Raw genomic sequence first — 20,000 nt, 5'->3', positions numbered from 1 at the left:
TTAACGGGATTTAATTTTCCAGTAACAACCGGTTCAGCACAGGGAAGCGATAATATAGTTAAATGATTTGTTCGGGGTATGACAGGAACATCAGGTTGATAATCAATTAGGGTTATTGTTTGATTTAATTCTTCTGCTCGCTGAGCAAATAATTCTTTATTGCCTAAAATTACAACAGGAATAGCAAGCGTCGCAAGAGCCAGGCATAAATCAGGTCCGACTCCTGCTGGCTCTCCACTGCTAATCAGGAGTGGTTTCACGCTAATTCCTTATCAGCAATATTAATGTACGCGTCAGCACGTATATGCTGTTGCCAATTTTGTACTGCTTCAGTAAATTTGCGTTGTTGTAAGAACTGTCTCACTTGTTGACGTTTATAAGTTTCAGAATCGTCGATTTGCTTACGTTCCAATACTTCAATAATGTGCCAGCCAAAAACTGTTTTTATTGGCTTGCTAATTTTGTGAACTGGCAATGCATCCATCGCTTTTTCAAACTCAGGTACAAGCTCTCCCGGATTCACCCAACCCAGATCGCCCCCTTTAACTGCACTTGCAGCATCCAGGGAATATTGCTTGGCCATAAGGGAGAAATCTTTCCCCGCTTTAAGCTGCTGGTATAAGTTATTCACTTGTTTAAGGGCCTCTTCTTTAGTCATACTTGCCGCTTGCTTTAGCAAAATATGTCGAACATGGGTTTTTGTTACTTCATGGCGTTGCTCGCCATTACCCACAGCAATTAATTTAATTAATTGATAACCGTTTCCTGTTCGTAGCGGGCCAGCAACTTGACCGACTTTCATTGTTATCACTTCCCGTGCAAAAATCTCAGGCAACTCAGCTAAATGACGCATCCCAAGATCGCCTCCTTCCAAGGCAAACTCTCCGCTCGATTCTGCGATAGCCAATCGACTAAAATCATCACCCTGCTTTAGTTTGGTCAATAAAGTATTTGCTTTGCGTTGAGCTTTTTTGAGCTGTTCGGTCGTTGGCTCTTCTGGAACCGGGATAACAATATTTTGCAAATGATACGTTTGCTGTGGATTATTATCAGGAGGGGCGGTTTTCAAATAATCTTCAACCTGTTCTGAAGACACTACCGGGATATCCTTGCCAATGGCCTTTTGCTGCACACGACTAATCAATATTTCTTTACGGATATTTTCCCTGAACGTTTGCCAGCCAAGACCCTGTTTTTCAACTTCCTGCCGCAATTGAGTCAACGTCAGATGGTTACTGGTAGCAATTTTGGTAATCGCATCGTTTAAATCAGTGCTATCAACGGTAATGTCATTTTGCTTGGCTAATTGCAGCTGTAAATCCACATCAATTAAATGCTGCAAGACTTGTTTACGTAAGACTTTTTCGGCAGGTAGTTGAGTTTTCTTAGCAAGAAGTTGTTGCTTTAATAGTTCAACTTGAGCATTTAATTCACTTTCTGTAATTACACCGTTATTAACAACCGCCACTACTTTATCGAGAGTTTGTGCATTAACCGTAAATATTGGCACCCATAACAGCAAAAAAACAATCCGCTTTACCATGCAAATTATCCTCTATGTAATTTATATATACTTAAATTATTGATGGCAATTTAGGGTATTCATTAACAAAATACAAGCAATCTTGATGAATTTACATCAATTATTGAACTATTATATTTTTAGTGGCGAAAACTATCTACATACCCGGGTAAAAAAGTAAGTATTCTGCTGGAAGGATCGCTTGTCCCTGCTGAGCCTAACCCTTTTAATAAAACCTGCAAGTAGACATTATTGTTATAACGTGGTTGTAATTCAGAATTTAAACTACGAAAAGCTCGCCCTCCAAGTAAACGCAGCGCCCAACAACAACTATCATATTGCACACCAAAAAAAGACATCATTTCATAACGCTTACTGATGTTGTAATTGTAAGCGCCTAAAGTACTCCAATTTGCATTAAAGGGCCAGGCATAGGCAAAAGTTCCCTGGTGTAAAGGATTATTCTCTATGTTGCTGTATGCGACCTTGGTAATATCCCCATTTACCAGATAGGTATAACCTATTTCAACAATTTTATTTTGGCCTGGTTGATAGTGAAAATTCACATGGCCATTATTGGTTCCTCTGGTATAAGGGTCCCAAGCATAATCTCCTGTCACAATCCATGCAGGGTTAAAATGATACACCCCTCGGGTCACAAAGGGTGACGATTTCGCCAAAGGGGATAAATAACCCAGAAAAAGAGGATTATCCCAACAATAAGGAGAAATACTGCTTTGGCACAACTGCACTCGTCGGTTAGCAAAATAACGAATTTGACCTACTGTTACGCTCGCTTTTTCACTTCCCGTAGCATCAGATAGCCAACGCGAACTTACCGCGTAAGAAAGCTGATTAGCATCACCAATACGATCAAAACCAGAAAAACGATTGGTACGAAATAATTGATCTGCGTTAAAAATCATATAAGCCGAATCATAAACAGGAATGGGCGTCTGGTTATGAAAAGGAACGCGCAAATAATAGAGACGAGGCTCCAACGTTTGGGTGAATGCCTTACCTGCATAAGAAGTTTGACGCTCGAAATACAGACCACTATCAATATTATAACGAGGTATAGCCCGATTAAATTGCGATTCGCGACGAAAAACTTCCCGATGAACCTCGTAATAACTTTCGACAAACTCAACCGTGGGCGTAAAAAATCCCCACGGCTTCATTTGTGGAAAGGATAAGACCGGATTTAAATGATAACGAGGGCCTTGTGGCCTGAATAAACTGCTATCTGGCCATTGAAAATAATCAAATTGTCCCAATAAGGCAAAATTACCGTTAAAAGGAAGTTCATCATAAGCCCCAGACGCCATTAACTGAGGTAATCGCTGATAAACATTCTCAATGGGCGTTTCATTAAGAGGATGTAAGGTTTGATAACTTTGTACCATACCACGAAACAACCAATGGGGCGTAGTATAGGTTAAATCGCCCTGACGTAATAATTGTCTTTGCGTTAGAATGGCCAGATTACTGCTAAAATCCTGTAAAAAATAATCGTCAGAAACCTGTTGAACATCAACTCCTAAATGCAAATCGGGGTTCAAAACCGTACTATTCTGCACTTGAAACGACCAGCGATCACTCGATTTTCCTTGTAACTGCGGATACAACATCACATTATTTTGTAAAAAATTACTATACACTCGATCATGGGGTAAAAATCGCCCATTAATAATGCCCAAAGAATTCCGGGTTAAATAACGGAATTGGCCACCCATCATTAGCCCACGCCTTGAATAAAGATGGGGAATAATCGTTGCGTCATAGTTGGGCGCCATATTCCAATAGTAGGGTAAAGCCAAATCAAAACCGCCTACATTACTGCTGCCGATTACAGGCATTAAAAATCCTGATTTACGTGCTTTGGAGGTAGGAAAAGTTAAATACGGCGTATAAAAAACAGGCCAATTGGCAATACGTAATTTAGCATTCCGGGCAACACCAGTGGCATTTGCGTCATCGAGAATAATGCTGTCCGCTTCAATTTGCCAGGCTTTGTCTTGAGGAGCACACGTGGTGTAAGTAGCCTGACGTAATAGATAGTTTTTATTTGCAAAACGCTCAACCAGGCTGGCCCGCCCCCAGGCAGGTAACACAGCACCCCGTTTTGGAGAATTAACACGGTATAAAACATCTTCTACCTTACCCGATTTGTCCTGAGGGTTAATAATGGCCTTTCTTGCAATCAATAACTTATCCGCTTCCAGGTAGCGTACTTCGCCCAGTAATTCAATTTGTTTGACCTGATTGGTTTTAGCATCGCGATAAACATAAGCCGTTTGTGCATTGACAACCCGATCGGTCTGGTGCACTTCTACATTTCCAGATAATTTTGACCGGCCTTCATTGTAAAAAGAAACCTCGTTTGCCATAATTCGCACTTCATCATCGGGAAGAGGGGTAATATCTGGAACCTGATAGGAACCTTTGCAAAGAGAATAAGAGGTATCATCCTGCCATCCCAGGCATCGCGCAAAACGGGAGCGAACCGCCGCGGTCAGCTCAACATTCCGGGCTATCACGCAAGCTTGAACAGGTTCTGCCATTATTTCTGCAGCGTGACTCATCACCTGATACATCCCAGCCATCATGCCACTTACAATAAGAGCAACCGCAGGTAGATAACGTGATCGGATTATTTTATGTATCTTTTGTAGAATCGAGTCAAAGCTAATGTTCACCGTTGCCAAAATACCTTATGATTCACAGGCACTAACTATCGCATTTACTTGTAAACATGGTTAGTGCAAAGCAATTAAGGCTGAGGAGTATAACATGCATAATCGACAAAACGCACTTGGCAAATGGCTGGAGCGGCTACTCACACCAGCTTCATTTACTTTACAGCCTTTAGCAGGTGATGCCAGTTTCAGGCGTTATTTCCGTCTCTATTATAATGATACGACTCAAATTGTTATGGATTCACCCCCAGACAAAGAAACTATTGAACCTTTTATCACCATTGCAAATTTGTTGGAAACTATCGGCGTACGGACACCCAAAATTCATACTCTGGATAAAAATCAGGGATTTATATTGCTTGATGACTTTGGTGATACCCTTTTATTCAATGAACTTAATCCTGAAACCGCCGATAAACTATACACAACAGCGATGCAGACGCTAATTAATATACAAAGCTGCCCTGCGTCCATCGCGGAAAAGTTACCTTCTTTTGATAAACCTTTTATTTTATCTGAACTTAATCTATTTATTGAGTGGTTTTTACACGCTTATCTCAAATTAAAACTTACCCCACAAGAAAATAAATTACTGGCTGAAACCTTTGACTGGTTAAGTCATGAAATCAGTTTACAGCCTCGGGTTTTTATTCATCGAGATTATCATTCTCGTAATATCATGCTGCTTCCCTCAAAGAACGAATTAGGTGTTATTGATTTTCAGGATGCCATGTATGGACCGTTTACCTATGATTTGGTTTCATTATTAAAAGATTGTTATATTCAATGGCCTCCCGAACGAGTGAACACCTGGCTGGCAGATTTCCATCAACAGGCACCTGTAGCCAAACACTACAATCTATCCGATTTTATCCGTGCTTTTGATTTTTGCGGTTTACAGCGTCACTTGAAAGTGCTGGGTATCTTCTCGCGTTTACATTTGCGTGACAACAAACCCAATTATTTACGCGATTTACCGTTGACATTGCACTATGTGATGACTTGCCTTGCAAATTATGAAGAACTAAACCCTTTCTATCAATTCATGCAAAATCGGATTTATTTACCATGAAAACAGCAATGCTTTTAGCCGCCGGTAGAGGTGAACGATTAAAACCACTCACCGAAAAAACACCAAAGGCCATGTGTCCTGTACAAAAAAAACCTCTCATCGAGCACCATGTAGAAAAACTGGCAAATTCGGGTTTTGAGCGTGTTGTCATTAATCATGCCTATCTTGGAGGACAAATTCGTCGTTACCTGGGTAAAGGTAGTCAATGGGGAATAGAAATCTGCTATACACCAGAACCACCCGGAGGACTTGAGACTGGCGGTGGCATTTACAATGCCTTGCCTTTGTTAGGCGACCAGCCTTTTATCACGATCAACGCCGATATTTTTACAGATTATGATTTTGGGTCTTTACAGATAGCACAAGATATAATGGCCCATCTGGTATTAGTTCGTAATCCTGAACATAATAGTCAAGGCGATTTTAGCTTGACGAAACAGGGCCAACTTGGTAATCAAAATAAAAAATATACGTTTGCAGGTATTGCCTGTTATCGTCCACAAGCATTTCATCGCTGTAAAACCGGACGATATTCCGTTGTTTCGCTCTTGCACGATATAATCTCACAACATCAGGCTACCGGGGAAATCCATCAAGGATTTTGGGCCGATATTGGTTCTCTTCAACGTCTGCAACTTGTAAATACTTTACTTTCTACACATAACAGGTGGGATCATTGACTCCAGCTGCAATAAACCCTTCTTTACGGAAATTACAACTAGGACATCGACCACAAGCCTGGCCACTTACTGTTGCTTGATAGCAGGATACCGTTGGAGCATAATTTACTCCTAAACGTACGCCAGCAAGAATAGTTTCCGCCTTACTTAAATGCTGCAAAGGTGCATGAATTGTAAATAAATCACCATTAACCCCCACTTTAGTTGCTACATTAGCCAATGTTTGGAAAGCGGCTATAAATTCAGGACGACAATCCGGATAACCTGAATAATCCACGGCGCTTACCCCAATAAAAATATCTCTTGCATCAAGCACTTCTGCATACGCCAAAGCAATACTTAAAAAAACAGTATTTCGTGCAGGTACATAGGTAACGGGAATCGTTTCATCTTCCGCTATGTAGTCAGGAACTGCAATAGCATCATCAGTTAAAGCAGATCCCCCAAACTGATCCAAATCTAAAGAGACTATTCGATGCTCAGCAACCCTGATGTGTTCAGCAACGCGACGAGCAGCAGCTAATTCGGAAACATGGCGTTGCCCATAGGCAAAACTAAGTGCATGACATGCAAAACCCATTGATTTTGCTATAGCCAGACAAGTAGTCGAATCCAACCCACCCGACAATAGAACAACTGCTTTTTTCATGAATTATCCAATTAAAACTTAAAAACGTTAAATACACTCTGACTTTAGTAAATAAGTTATCAATAGTGTAAATTTTTCATTTAATAACTTGTAGCACTAATCTATGCTATGTTATAAAAAAGAACATTGTGCACTTTTTGCATATACTTTCAGTCGCCCCGGCTGTTATTAGAGAGATGATATCATGACTGGCACTAACTATGACTCTATAGCAATCGTTACTTCGGTTGCATTACTCAGTGATGAAGTTGACAATATTGAAACTCTCTATCGGAAAAACGTAAACTTAGAGACTGCAATAGCAGACGCAAATATACCAAACGCAGCCAAGCAACGAGCTGATTTGGCTCTTTTATGTGCTTCCTATGGCGACCAATTAGCCGATGTAAATCCTGCAAGTTTCATATTTTTAACCAAAGTACAGCAAAAAAGATTAAGAAAGCAAATACAATATACTCATTATTTATTTTGCACTCAATATGCCCTTGATAGCGCCGAAGGCAGGAAACAAAATTTTAACAAACTTGAAAAAACCAAGCTTCATTGTGAAAAACTCTTGGGCCAATTAACTCAAGTTATGGAAGGAAACCCACTGTCTCAAGAGTTAGATAAAGAACTTGCCGTGTCAGGAAAATATTTAAAATATCTGGGATTGACTCTTCTCGCTCAATGGTTTGCGGAGAAATACAAGCAATTCATGGATAGTAACACGCATGCTTTAACGGATTGGTTAACCGAAATAAATGACAAACGTCGTTATTGGATTTGGGGCGGCGGCTTGCTTGCTTCAGCCCTTGCTCTTTTTCCAGATGATTTTTTAAATAAACAGCAAACCAGTCAAAATCTGGCGAAACCAGCGCCGATTGCCGGATACATGAGTTGGATTCTTTATTATACCCGCTTTGGTATCAGTCTTCTTCTCTTATTAAAACATACCTTTAAAGGTCCCTGGATGAACGAAGAAGAAAAAGCACTTCCTGCGTCTACCTGGGAGCGTTTCCAAACCCAATGGCAACAAAGAAAATTTGTATTACTCAATGACTCCATATGGGCCACCGCTAACCTGATCTGTTTTTTCTGGCTCAAGGGTAGTGGTATGCTGGGTTATGCAGGTAATGCTGCGACTGCTGCTTTGTTATTAATTGATTTGGTTCTGCTAGCCCGCACCTTCTGGGAAGAAAGTACTCAACATAATAAAAACATGCAAGCCCTGCAACACGACATGGAAAAATTGGAAAACCGTGTTATGGCACTGCAAAACGAACTGTATAATGCAGGAATAAGTACTGCAACCGATAAAGAACAAAAACTAGAAAAACTCAAATTACAATTGGATGACCTGCAAGATGCCTTGAATCAGCAGAAAAAAATGAAGAGAAAAGCTGAATTCGAGTGGAAATATAAATGTTATACTCGATTTAATGATTTAGCTTACTCCATGGGCTTAATCATGTCCTTCTGCGTTCTTTGCAGCTTCTTCTTCCCACCAGCTGCAATTTTGCCTGCTACATCTTTATTAATTGGCTTTGTTGGAGCAGCCTTGTCTTTTGCCCTTACAGTTGCGTACGCAGCGGTAAGCGGTAGTATCAATATTGCCAAATCCAACGAAACAAAAGCGGATCAACTGGATAACTGTAATGAAATCCTTAATAAATTTAAGGCGATTAAAAATAAAAATTTTTCTGATCCAAATGATGAAAATATGAAAAAACTGCTTTATCTTGACTTGCAAAACTCGATAGCAAAATCCGATTATCATCAACGAATAGCACGTTTTCAGACCATGCAACTCGTTCGCTCAATTCTGGTTGATGCATTTATTCCAGCGGTTATTTTTGCTTCTCTAATGTTTCTACCTTTGGGAGCAGGAATAGGTGTTATCGCTGCTGCTTTAACCTTGGCATGGGCTGCTTATGTTATAATTAATCGTTTTGAACCCCAAGCCGCAAAATTACCAGAGTTTAATGAAGCTCGTTATGCTGCTTTCGAATCTGCCCCATCTTTAGAACATTTTATGCCTGAAAAACCACGGCCAGAAACTAATGGGTTTTGGGGGTCTTTCTATAAAATTTTGAGTCCTAAAACGAATACACCAGAAGGAGTACCAGAGGAACAAAGACCTTTTGTATCAAAAGACAACAATGCTTAACGTTAAAACTACCTTTGTCTCGGACAAAAAATAGCCATTGACACGAATTGCCCACGAAAGTCGGCAATTCGGCACTCTTTGAATTTTTTGTCAGGCACAAAGCAAAACTACCAATATATCCATTCAAATAGATTGGTATGTTGATAAAAAAGTGTATAATTGCACGATTTGTTGCGCAATTATCTTCCTTCTTATGAACCTTGAAAAATATTATGATGTTATTATAGTGGGTGGCGGGCACGCCGGGACAGAGGCTGCTCTTGCCGCTGCGCGTATGGGTGCTCAAACTCTGCTTCTTACCCATAACATGGACATGCTGGGGCAAATGTCTTGCAATCCCGCAATTGGTGGTATCGGGAAGGGCCATCTTGTGAAAGAAATCGATGCGCTGGATGGCGTTATGGCCCGGGCTGCTGATCAGGCAGGCATCCAATTCCGCACGCTTAATGCCTCTAAAGGGCCAGCAGTCCGTGCCACTCGCGCTCAAGCTGACCGCGTACTTTATCGCCAGGCTATTCGACAATTACTCCAAAGTCAGAACAATTTAACATTGTTCCAGCAATCTGTTGACGATTTACTGGTTGAGGGCGAACGGGTGACTGGCGTTGTCACTCAAATAGGTTTAACCCTGCGCGCTCGCGCGGTTGTCTTGACTGTAGGTACTTTTTTAGGCGGTAAAATTCATATCGGTATGAATCAATACGCCGGGGGCAGGGCAGGTGATCCTCCAGCTATTGCTTTAGCCAGACGGTTGCGGGAGTTGGAATTACCCGTAGGGCGTTTGAAAACAGGAACCCCTCCGCGAATTGATGGCCGCTCATTGGATTACAGCCAAATGACCATACAGCCTGGTGACACCCCTGTCCCCGTTTTTTCTTACCTGGGTAAAACTGAAGACCATCCCCAACAGCTACCCTGTTATATTAGTCATACAACCGCGGCAACGCATGATATTATTCGCGCTAATTTGCACCAATCCCCTATGTATGCTGGAGTTATTGAAGGTGTAGGACCTCGGTATTGTCCTTCTATTGAGGACAAAATCGTTCGCTTTTCTGATAAATTATCTCATCAGATTTTTGTTGAACCTGAAGGATTAACCACTGATGAAATTTATCCGAATGGTATTTCCACCAGCCTGCCTTTTGAAGTACAGGTACAATTTGTGCGTACTTTACAAGGCTTTGCCAATGCCCATATTACCCGTCCTGGTTATGCCATAGAATACGATTATTTTGATCCCAGAGGTTTAACTCCTTTTTTACAAACAAAACCCCTTAAAAATCTTTTTTTCGCCGGACAAATTAATGGAACTACTGGCTATGAAGAAGCCGCCGCCCAAGGTCTGATCGCAGGAATGAATGCTGCGCTGCACGTTAACGAGAAGGCACTCTGGTGCCCACGCCGCGATGAGGCTTATATGGGCGTATTGGTGGATGATCTGATCACTTGTGGTACCCAGGAACCTTATCGAATGTTTACCTCGCGAGCTGAATATCGCCTTTTGCTACGGGAGGATAATGCCGATCTGCGTCTGACCGAAAAAGGACGAGAGCTGGGCTTGGTGAGTGACCAGCGTTGGCAACGTTTCTGCGCAAAACGCGAAGCAATTGTCCACGCTCAGAATCGATTGAAAGATACGTGGGTTCGCGTTACAAATAATGAAGCGCTAGGCTCTTTTCTTGAAAATCCTCTGCAACAAGATTGCCGTGCCGCTGATTTATTAAAGCGTCCTGAAATTAATTATCAGGCTTTACAGGCTATTAGCGCTCTTGATTTACCTGAATTAACAGCGAGCGTTGCAGAGCAAGTAGAGATTCAAAGTAAATATGCAGGCTATATTGAGCGTCAATTACTGGAAATTGAGCGTTTGCGTAAACATGAAAATACGCAATTACCTGCTGACCTGAATTATGATAAGGTTTCGGGTTTATCAACGGAAGTTATTCAAAAATTAATGCGTATAAAACCAGCGACCCTGGGCCAGGCAGGTCGCATATCAGGTGTAACACCAGCCGCATTATCCCTTCTTTTAGTGCATTTGAAAAAACACCGGGCAATGGCATGATCCTCTCTGCAGTCCTTCAACAAAAACTGATAGCAGGTATAGAGCAACTTGGCTTGCAAATAGCTGTTGATCCGCTATTGCATTATTTAACTTTATTGCAAAAATGGAATCAAACTTATAACCTAACTGCTATCAGAGATTTGGAAAACATGATTCCTCGCCACATTCTCGATAGCCTTGCTATCATGCCATGGATTCAAGGGGAGCGCGTTCTTGATGTAGGTACAGGCGCTGGTTTGCCAGGTATTCCATTAGCATTGGCAAGACCTGATCTGAATGTTGTATTACTAGATAGTAATGGTAAAAAAACCCGTTTTCTACAGGAAGTTAAGCGCCACTTGAAATTAAATAATATTGAAATAATACAAAATCGCGCCGAAAACTACCGCCCAGCATTTGATTTTGATACAGTAACAAGCCGAGCCTTTAGTGAACTGGCGCAAATGTTAAAGTGGACACATCATCTTATCAGCAAAAAGGGTATCTGGCTTGCTATGAAGGGTCATTACCCTGAAAATGAATTAACAGATATTGATCTACCCTATAAAGTTCACACTTACACAGTACCAGAACTGGGTAGCGAGCGTTGTTGTGTGATTATCGAAAATACAGACAAGGACTCATTATGGCGAAGGTTATAGCAATTGCCAATCAAAAAGGCGGAGTAGGTAAAACCACGACTGCAATCAATTTGGCAGCCTCTCTGGCAGCTAATCATCAGTCTGTTTTGCTTATAGATCTCGATCCTCAAGGCAATGCAACGATGGGTTCCGGCATCGATAAAAATGCGTTGGTACATACCTCTAATGACGTATTGCTACGTGATTGCCTGGCTGAACAGGCCTGTCTGACAACTGGTGCGGGTTTTGAGTTAATTCCTGCGAATAGTGATTTAACGGTAGCTGAAGTCAGTTTAATGGAGCGCGATCATCGAGAAACCTTTCTTTTTAAAGCATTGCAACCCATACAAAGTGCTTATGATTTTATCCTGATTGATTGTCCTCCTGCGTTAAATACACTGACTATTAACGCATTTGTCGCCGCTGATTCCGTGCTAATCCCTATGCAATGCGAATATTATGCTTTGGAAGGTCTAGCCGCCTTACTTTCTACTATTGAACAAATTAGAGCCTCGGTGAATCCGCGTCTACATATAGAAGGGGTTCTTCGTACCATGTACGATACAAGGAATCGCTTGTGCACGGAGGTTTCAAAGCAACTATTAGAACATTTTAATTCAAAGGTCTATCGAACAGTGGTTCCCCGGAATGTACGGCTTGCTGAAGCACCCAGTCATGGTATGCCAGCGTTACATTATGATAAATCATCACCCGGCGCTGCTGCTTATATGGTATTGGCTGCGGAAGTTATTTCGCGACAGACAACGGTCGCTTAGATGGGGTATTTATGACAGTGAAACGTGGCGGCCTGGGGCGTAATTTATCTGCTTTACTGGGGAATTCGACCCCTGATTTGATTACGCAAAAATCGGAAGCACATGGTTTGAAATTAGCGATAACTTGCTTACAGCCAGGAAAATATCAACCTCGCAGGGAAATTGAGGAAGTTCCTCTTACTGAATTAGCAGCCTCTATAAAGCAGCAGGGTTTATTACAACCATTGATCGTCCGTGAAATCACTGATGGCCGCTACGAAATTATTGCTGGTGAAAGGCGATGGCGTGCAAGCAAGCTGGCTGGTTTAACTGAAATTCCCGTCATACTTCGTCAAGTTGACGATGAAACGGCCATGGCTATGGCATTGGTTGAAAATTTACAACGCGAAGATCTTAATGCGATGGATCAGGCTCGTGCAATGCATCGTCTTACCAGCGAATTCGGACTAACCCATCAACAAGTAGCCGATTTACTGTGTAAATCACGGGCCGCTGTCAGTAACTATTTGCGCCTGCTCAGCTTAAGTGGCGAAGTACGGCTTCTTGTAGAGCAGGGCCAGATTGATATGGGACACGCTCGTGCGTTACTTATGCTTGATGAACATCAACAAAACCAGGTAGCACAACTCATTGTAGCCAGACATTTATCCGTCCGCGAAACTGAGAAACTGGTTAGTCGTATTAAGGAAGGCGTAACTCCAGCCTCAAATAAATCTGAACTCAGCCCGATTCTGAGAGAAAATGTACGCCTTTTGCAAGAACATTTGCGAGCTAAAGTTAAAATAAACTCTGAAAAGGAAGGTAAAGGGACTTTAGTCATTCATTATGACACCATGCAAAATTTACAGAGTTTAATTCAACGACTAATTAATTCTGAATAACGTTTGTTCTTGACTGTTCGGTCAAACTTTCCAATTTCTATACCTCCCATGTTAAACGTTCCTGGAAAACATTAGCGTTCACGGGATATACAAATTTTCTCTTCCAGACTTTGTTCCATATCTAATTTGTAGATAGTTTCCCGCCTATGTGAGAAATACATTGACGTTATATACTTCTTAATTACCTATTCCGTGAACACTTACAAACATTAAGCTAATAATGCTCAAGTTTTTAGCAGGTAATGCGATATAAAGAATATAACATGGATGCATGGAAATTAGCGTGATCAGGTTAAGTCAATGCAAATTAGACTTAAGTCGCAAAAATATAAGGATACTTACAAATCGTAAATGTTCGCGATATGTAATTATGCGGTATTTAACGCCACTATCTTTCTCACATAGGCGGAAATCTATCTACAAATTCAGCATGCCCCTAATTTTAGAGAACTCACGCCTGCGTAGAAAGGACTATTTATGGAACAAGACCTGCAAAGAGGACGTGTGCATATCCTGTGAATGCTTCTGCTTGCCACAGATCTCATGGAGAGACAATGCAAATTAAACCCATGCAACCTGTTGCAGTAAAATTAAAATGCGGGCACTTACAAGCAGCTTGTTTTTTATTGGAATTAACCGATGATAAAATGCAATTAACCAGCAATGATTACATCGATAAAGCCAGCCCGGTTGTTTTTAGCTCACAATTTTTTCACGGTGAAGCAACGATCATCGATCTTGATTTTGCTCACTATAATTTCACTTATACATTGCATATCAATTTTATAACTTATCAACCAGGCTTAGTAGTTAATCAACAACTCTAAGGTCTTTTATAACCAATAAACAAAAACAAACAAAAATAACCACACTACATCCACAAAATGCCAATACCACGCAACGCCTTCAAAAGCGAAATGGCGCTCTGGTGTAAAATGGCCACGGATACAACGAAATAAAATGACGATTAACATAATTGTACCAATCGTTACATGCAAACCGTGAAAACCTGTTAGCATAAAAAATGTGGTACCATAAATCCCTGCATCCAATGTTAAATCCATTTCCGTATAGGCTTCATGATATTCATAAGATTGTAATGCAAGAAAAAGTATACCCAGTGCTATTGTACAAATCATACCAATAATTAACTGACGACGCTTATTTAGCTTCAATGCCCAATGTGCCCAGGTAATTGTAACGCCTGAAGTCAGCAAAATAAGGGTATTAATTGCAGCCAGTCCCCAAGCCCCCATTGCTTCGTTGGCTCCAAAAAATACCTGATTATCAGGATTATTTAGTAAAGGCCATTGTGCGGTAAAGTTAGGCCAAAGCGTAATATGAGTGATGGAATGATAATCACCACCCAAAATAGGGACAGACCAATAGCGGGTAAAAAATAAGGCACCAAAGAATGCACCAAAGAAACACACTTCCGAAAAGATAAACCAACACATTCCCCAACGGAAAGAACGGTCTACTTGCAGATCGTAAACGCCTTTTTGATTTTCATAAATTACCTGACCAAACCAGCCAAACATCATGAATATCAAGATCCCTAGACCCAAAACAAAAAAATAAGGACCATACCAATCATGATGTAGCCAGGATGCTGCCCCAACCAATGTAGTGGTAAGACCAATAGAACCTAATAAAGGCCAATGACTTGGTTTAGGAACATAATAAGTACCATGCTCTCCCATTATATACATTTCTCCTGTTGTCTAATCACGATACGGTAACCACACAGCACTGTAGTTCTCCATTAATTAATTACCTTATCAGTTACATCGAACAAAGTATAAGACAAGGTAATTGTCTTAACATTGGCTGGTAAATCCGTATCCAGATGAAATAATAGCGGCATATCCATCGCTTCATGCCCATTTAATGTTTGTTGCGTAAAACAAAAACATTCTGTTTTTTTCAGGTACTTGGCAGCAATGCCGGGCGTTATACTCGGTATCGCCTGCACCGTCATTCGATGTCCACTTTTATTTTCAGCATAAAAAGCCAGTTTAGTAATTTCACCGGGATGCACTTTTATCTTGGAAATTTTAGGATAAAAAGCCCAAGGTATGCCGCCATTATTGGTAGCAACAAATTCAACCCATACTTCGCGGTCTTGTTTAACGCTTGCTGAAGGTTCATAAACTACCGCTTCACTATTCGGTTTGCCATTAATGCCAAAAGTCTTACACAAACTATTGTATATAGGAACTAAAGCAAAACCAAAAGCAAACATGGCAAGGGTTATTAAAGCCAGGGTGACAATCAGTCTTGTATGACTTTTTACAGCCATTGCACTTCGCCCTTCTACTAACGAGCCTTTGCTCTTTATTTATTCAACTATCATGTCCTGATTATCAACGTCAGGCCATGAAATTACCTATTAATCATTTTAATAATGATGCAAATGAGTCGATTCAACATGCGGTGGCTTTACAAAACTGTGATAAGGAGGCGGTGAAGACAAAGTCCACTCCAATCCGCGCGCTCCTTCCCAAACCCGGCCGCTGGCTTTTGGGCCTTTTCCACGTACGGTTGCAATTACATTATATAAAAACAGTAACTGAGAAAAACCGAAGATAAAAGCGCCAATCGATGAGATCATATTAAAATTGGTAAATTGTAATGCATAATCAGGAATACGGCGTGGCATGCCAGCAAGACCTAAGAAGTGCATAGGAAAAAACGCGATATTGACGGAAATAACGGACAGCCAGAAATGCCATTTCCCTAAACGTTCATTGTACATATGACCTGTCCACTTGGGTAGCCAATAGTAAGTTGCAGCAAGCAAAGCAAAGATTACGCCCGGAACAAGTACATAATGAAAATGGCCCACTACAAAATAAGTATCCTGATATTGATAATCAGCGGGCACCAAAGCCAGCATCAGTCCTGTAAAACCACCTATTGTAAAAAGGAATACAAAGGCAATGGCAAAAAGCATGGGGGTTTCAAACGTCATCGCTCCTTTAAACATAGTACTAACCCAGTTGAATACCTTAATACCGGTCGGCACCGCGATAAGCATAGTAGTATACATGAAAAATAATTCGGCCCCTAAAGGTACACCTGTAGTAAACATGTGGTGAGCCCACACGATGAAGGACAATAAGGCAATGCTTACCGTAGCATACACCATAAAATGATAACCAAATAAAGGTTTACGACTGAAAGTCGGTATAATTTCAGAAATAACACCGAACGCAGGCAAAACAAGCACATACACTTCAGGATGACCAAAAAACCAGAAAACATGCTGGAACAAAATAGGATCACCACCTCCGGCAGCTTCAAAAAAACTGGTACCAAAATGTCTGTCAGCTAACATCATTGTTACTGCACCAGCAAGAACCGGCATGATAGCAATCAATAGAAAAGCGGTAATCAACCAGGTCCAGACAAACATCGGCATTTTCATTAAAGTCATACCAGGTGCACGCATGTTAAGAATAGTCGCAATAATATTGATTGAACCCATTATCGATGAAAGACCCATCATGTGCACAGAAAAAATCATGAAGTCTGTACTGGGAGGAGCAAACTTGGTTGATAAAGGAGCATACATAGTCCAGCCAAAATTAGGTCCTCCACCACTATGAAACATGGTAGAACCAAGCAGGATAAAAGCAAAAGGTAAAATCCAGAAACTCCAGTTATTTAATCGTGGCAATGCCATATCTGGCGCTCCAATCATCATAGGAATTTGCCAGTTTGCCATACCGGTAAATGCAGGCATTACCACACCGAAAAGCATGATTAAACCATGCAGGGTTGTCATCTGATTAAAAAAGTTAGGATCGACAAAACGATGGCCAGGCTGAAAGAGTTCCGCCCTGATAATTAACGCCATTGTCCCCGCGACGAAAAAACTGATTATTGCCAGCCATAAATAAAGCGTACCAATATCCTTATGATTAGTAGTAAATAACCAGCGTTTTATAAAACCGATTACTCCCTTTCCTTGTTCTGGGCCATGCTCTTCATGGTCAACATCATGCGCTAACGTTTGACTCATCTTAAACCTCCAACTTTAGCCTTTTTTACCATTTTGGGTTGCTGGGTATTAGCCAGTCGTACTTTCGCTACATCCGCCGGTTGAACAATATCATTGGTATTATTTTCCCATGCATTACGTTCATACGTAACGATTGCGGCAATCTCTCTATCCGTCAGCTGGTCTCTATAAGGTTGCATGGCAGAACCTGGAACACCGTTTAGAATCATGGAAATATGACGAGATATTGGCTTGCCTACAGCAATCGAGCTACCTTTTAAAGCAGGATACATAGGAGGTAACCCTTTGCCATCTGCTCTATGGCAGGCAGCACAAATCTGATCGTATTGTTGTTTACCCAGCTTCATCAAATCAGCGCGCTCCATACCAGGCTGAGCTTCTGGTTGAGTCGCCAAAGCTGCATATTGATCCTTAACTTTGATCTGGCCGGCGACCCATTGATTGAATTCCTCTTCATTAACAGCCTGTACAACAATCGGCATAAAACCATGATTAATACCACATAATTCAGCACATTGCCCACGATAAACGCCGGGTTTTTCTATGCGAGCCCACGCCTCATGCATAAATCCAGGTATAGCATCTCGCTTCACGCCTAATTCAGGCACCCACCAGGAATGCACTACATCGTTAGAAGTAACAAGAAAACGAACCTTCTTATTAATCGGTAAAACCAATGGTTTATCCACTTCTAACAAATACCATTCTCCTTTATCTTGCTCATTACGGATCTGAGCATAGGGAGTTGCCAAATTAGAGAAATAACTGATTCCCTGATCAAGATATTGATACTGCCATTTCCATTGATAACCTACTATTTTAACAGTGACTTCCGAATCACTGTTATCTTCCATACGCATTAATACTTTGGTAGCAGGAATAGCAAGCCCCACAAGAATCAAAAAGGGAATTATTGACCACACAATTTCCAGACGAAAATTATCGTGAAAAGCCGCTGGCTTATAACCTTTCGACTTCCGATGATGAATGAGAGAATAAATCATTACGCCAAATACAACTACACCAATAATTGCGCAGATTACCATCGCAATCATATGTAAATCATACATTTCCCGACTCAGCGGGGTAACGCCCTTATACATATTTAACTGCCAGTTATCCGCCTCAGCCTTTGTCGCCTGGCTCAATACCAGCCCAATCACGGCGGCAAGCACCTTGCTTACCTTAAACCTGTTTAGCATCCCCTTTCTCACCTCTTCAAATAGTCAGATTATAGAATTACCTGCAAGTGACTCATACTTACAGAATCTTATTCCATCATGACTGATGATTAATTTTATTTATACTGATTTGAATCCATGAAGAACAAATTACCATAAGGAATAATTACCTTCGGCTTTTGATTGACTCACCATGTATTTGATTGCCTCGATAACCTCACCAGTAGTGCAATGTTTACAACCGCCATTTTTTGGATGATCGCTACCTTTTACGGTATTTTCAATCAGGACATCCATATTTTTAGCAATCAAAGGTTTCCAGGTTATTTTGTCACCAATTCTGGGAGCACCATGTTGACCATCATTGTGACACATACTGCAATTTTCATCATAAATTTCCTTGCCACTGGATGGATATTTAGCAGCTCCGCCGGTGGTCAAATCACTCCATTGCGATCGCGTTAATGACTTGCGTAAAATATAATCCACAGCAGCAACAAGATCATTATCAGAGCAAGTCACACAAGCACCTTTAACAGGCATACTGTTATAACCATTAATGGCATGACGATAAAGACCAGTCAAGCCACTTTGTTTCAAGCGTAAATACCAATTTGAAGAATCACCTATCACAGGAGCACTCATTTCACCATTTTGGTGACAAATAATGCAGGAGTGAACATAAACCTGTTTCCCTCTCTTTAGTGTAGGCTGTGCTTCAGAACCCGCGATACCTAAAGGCTCTTCGCTGACCACCGTCTTTAGATAAGTGGCAATTGCCAGCCGGTCATCTTCTGTCAGATAACTCAGACTATTGTGGTTGACTTCCGCCATGGGACCCGCAACAGGGCCAGCCTTATTAATTAATTGCCCTCGTAAAAACACATCGGCAATTTCATAATGACTGGCTGAATCTAAACCGAATTTGGTAATATTGGGAGCCCAATAGCCATCAATGAACGCTCCTGTCAAATAAAAACGGTTTTTTGGTGCGCCAAAGACATTCAATGGAGTATGACACATACTGCAATGCCCTAACCCATCAACAATATATTTGCCGCGATTCCAGGCTGGTGATTGCGTTTTATCGTAGGTAAACGGCTCACTCTCAGGATAAAAGAATAATAAATTCCAGCCCCAAAGAGAAAATCGTGCTCCAGGCACATTAAAGGGAAAAGGTAATGCCTTATTTTTTTGTTTAACGGCAGGAATGCTCATAAAATAAGCATAGAGTGCCCGCGCATCATCATCAGTAATGGTGGCAAAATAAATATAGGGAAAAACAGGAAAGTAATTGCGTCCGTGGGGATCACGCCCTTCTTTCATAGCCCGGATAAAATCAGCCTCCGACCAACTACCAATACCCGTTTCCTTGTCAGGAGTAATATTAGGGCTATAAAAAGTACCAAACGGTGTATTAATAGGTAATCCCCCGGCAAAAGCAGGCGTTTTCTCTTTAACATTGGTATGACAAGCAATACAATCGCCCATTCTAGCCAAATATTCACCACGTTTAATTAAAGCGGCTTGTTCACCGGTTGCTGGTGCAGTAGGCGGATAAGCAGGATAGTAACCATCAATCAACGGTTCAACTACCGGCATCCCTGTTTTAATATTGCTATTGCTATTGCTATTGCTATTGCTATTGCTATTGCTATTGCTATTGCTATTGCTAT

Annotated in this window: 17 protein-coding genes (1 of these 17 cut by a window edge); 8 read left to right on the top strand and 9 right to left on the bottom strand. The window is 41.1% G+C overall.

From position 1 onward, the window contains the following. From pdxA to T345_RS0107905, 3 genes are all read right to left on the bottom strand, one after another. Positions 1 to 260, bottom strand: partial view of a 4-hydroxythreonine-4-phosphate dehydrogenase PdxA gene (gene pdxA / locus T345_RS0107915; RefSeq protein ID WP_028388877.1) — the start only. The gene continues 718 nt to the left of window position 1, outside the view; 260 of the gene's 978 nt are visible here — the first part of the coding sequence; its start codon is at positions 258 to 260; its stop codon lies off the left edge, out of view. Beyond that, the gene (locus T345_RS0107910; protein ID WP_028388876.1) at positions 257 to 1,543 is read right to left on the bottom strand and encodes a peptidylprolyl isomerase; all 1,287 of its coding nucleotides are present in this window, start codon (positions 1,541 to 1,543) and stop codon (positions 257 to 259) included. The genes pdxA and T345_RS0107910 overlap by 4 nt, the downstream gene beginning before the upstream one ends. 119 nt (positions 1,544 to 1,662) lie before the next feature. Then, a complete protein-coding gene (locus tag T345_RS0107905; RefSeq protein ID WP_035918496.1) occupies positions 1,663 to 4,131 on the bottom strand; it encodes an LPS-assembly protein LptD in 2,469 nt (822 codons plus the stop codon). A 184-nt stretch (positions 4,132 to 4,315) separates the two neighbouring features. Here T345_RS0107905 and T345_RS0107900 point away from each other — a divergent pair, with 184 nt between their 5' ends. After that, entirely contained in the window at positions 4,316 to 5,293 is a 978-nt protein-coding gene (locus T345_RS0107900) for an aminoglycoside phosphotransferase family protein (protein ID WP_028388874.1), read from the top strand. Beyond that, positions 5,290 to 5,973, top strand: coding sequence for an N-acetylmuramate alpha-1-phosphate uridylyltransferase MurU (gene murU, locus T345_RS0107895; RefSeq protein WP_028388873.1), 684 nt, complete (start codon positions 5,290 to 5,292; stop codon positions 5,971 to 5,973). Before T345_RS0107900 ends, murU begins: the two co-directional genes overlap by 4 nt. Here the strand turns inward: murU and queC are convergent. After that, positions 5,948 to 6,622: a 7-cyano-7-deazaguanine synthase QueC gene (gene queC / locus T345_RS0107890; protein ID WP_028388872.1), complete on the bottom strand. Its 675-nt coding sequence runs from the start codon at positions 6,620 to 6,622 to the stop codon at positions 5,948 to 5,950. The genes murU and queC overlap by 26 nt on opposite strands. A gap of 184 nt (positions 6,623 to 6,806) precedes the next feature. Here queC and T345_RS0107885 point away from each other — a divergent pair, with 184 nt between their 5' ends. The 6 genes from T345_RS0107885 to T345_RS0107860 all read left to right on the top strand — a co-directional run bounded on the left by T345_RS0107885 (position 6,807) and on the right by T345_RS0107860 (position 13,943). Then, on the top strand, positions 6,807 to 8,771 hold the full coding sequence (locus T345_RS0107885; protein WP_028388871.1) for an AAA family ATPase: 1,965 nt from the start codon (positions 6,807 to 6,809) through the stop codon (positions 8,769 to 8,771). Between the two features lie 193 nt (positions 8,772 to 8,964). Next, a complete protein-coding gene (mnmG, locus tag T345_RS0107880; RefSeq protein ID WP_028388870.1) occupies positions 8,965 to 10,839 on the top strand; it encodes a tRNA uridine-5-carboxymethylaminomethyl(34) synthesis enzyme MnmG in 1,875 nt (624 codons plus the stop codon). Beyond that, the gene (gene rsmG, locus T345_RS0107875; RefSeq protein WP_028388869.1) at positions 10,836 to 11,480 is read left to right on the top strand and encodes a 16S rRNA (guanine(527)-N(7))-methyltransferase RsmG; all 645 of its coding nucleotides are present in this window, start codon (positions 10,836 to 10,838) and stop codon (positions 11,478 to 11,480) included. The genes mnmG and rsmG overlap by 4 nt, the downstream gene beginning before the upstream one ends. Then, positions 11,465 to 12,235, top strand: coding sequence for a ParA family protein (locus T345_RS0107870; protein WP_028388868.1), 771 nt, complete (start codon positions 11,465 to 11,467; stop codon positions 12,233 to 12,235). The genes rsmG and T345_RS0107870 overlap by 16 nt, the downstream gene beginning before the upstream one ends. An 11-nt stretch (positions 12,236 to 12,246) precedes the next feature. Then, entirely contained in the window at positions 12,247 to 13,116 is an 870-nt protein-coding gene (locus T345_RS0107865; RefSeq protein WP_028388867.1) for a ParB/RepB/Spo0J family partition protein, read from the top strand. A gap of 554 nt (positions 13,117 to 13,670) precedes the next feature. Then, positions 13,671 to 13,943: a hypothetical protein gene (locus tag T345_RS0107860; protein ID WP_028388866.1), complete on the top strand. Its 273-nt coding sequence runs from the start codon at positions 13,671 to 13,673 to the stop codon at positions 13,941 to 13,943. 6 nt (positions 13,944 to 13,949) lie between these two features. Here T345_RS0107860 and T345_RS0107855 read toward each other — a convergent pair whose 3' ends face one another. The 5 genes from T345_RS0107855 to T345_RS0107835 form a co-directional block, all read right to left on the bottom strand. Continuing rightward, a complete protein-coding gene (locus T345_RS0107855) occupies positions 13,950 to 14,819 on the bottom strand; it encodes a cytochrome c oxidase subunit 3 (protein ID WP_028388865.1) in 870 nt (289 codons plus the stop codon). Between the two features lie 62 nt (positions 14,820 to 14,881). Next, a complete protein-coding gene (locus T345_RS0107850) occupies positions 14,882 to 15,418 on the bottom strand; it encodes a cytochrome c oxidase assembly protein (protein ID WP_028388864.1) in 537 nt (178 codons plus the stop codon). Between the two features lie 99 nt (positions 15,419 to 15,517). Beyond that, complete coding sequence (gene ctaD, locus T345_RS0107845) at positions 15,518 to 17,143, bottom strand: cytochrome c oxidase subunit I (protein WP_028388863.1); 1,626 nt, start codon at positions 17,141 to 17,143, stop codon at positions 15,518 to 15,520. After that, on the bottom strand, positions 17,140 to 18,345 hold the full coding sequence (gene coxB / locus T345_RS0107840; RefSeq protein WP_028388862.1) for a cytochrome c oxidase subunit II: 1,206 nt from the start codon (positions 18,343 to 18,345) through the stop codon (positions 17,140 to 17,142). The genes ctaD and coxB overlap by 4 nt, the downstream gene beginning before the upstream one ends. A 129-nt stretch (positions 18,346 to 18,474) precedes the next feature. After that, a complete protein-coding gene (locus T345_RS0107835) occupies positions 18,475 to 19,926 on the bottom strand; it encodes a c-type cytochrome (protein WP_084273766.1) in 1,452 nt (483 codons plus the stop codon). Between the last annotated feature and the right edge of the window lie 74 nt (positions 19,927 to 20,000).

Origin of the sequence: Legionella fairfieldensis ATCC 49588 (assembly GCF_000621525.1) — a bacterium.
Lineage (GTDB): Bacteria > Pseudomonadota > Gammaproteobacteria > Legionellales > Legionellaceae > Tatlockia > Tatlockia fairfieldensis.
Note: the sequence above shows the minus strand (reverse complement) of the source record. Positions and strands in the feature narration are given on the sequence as shown.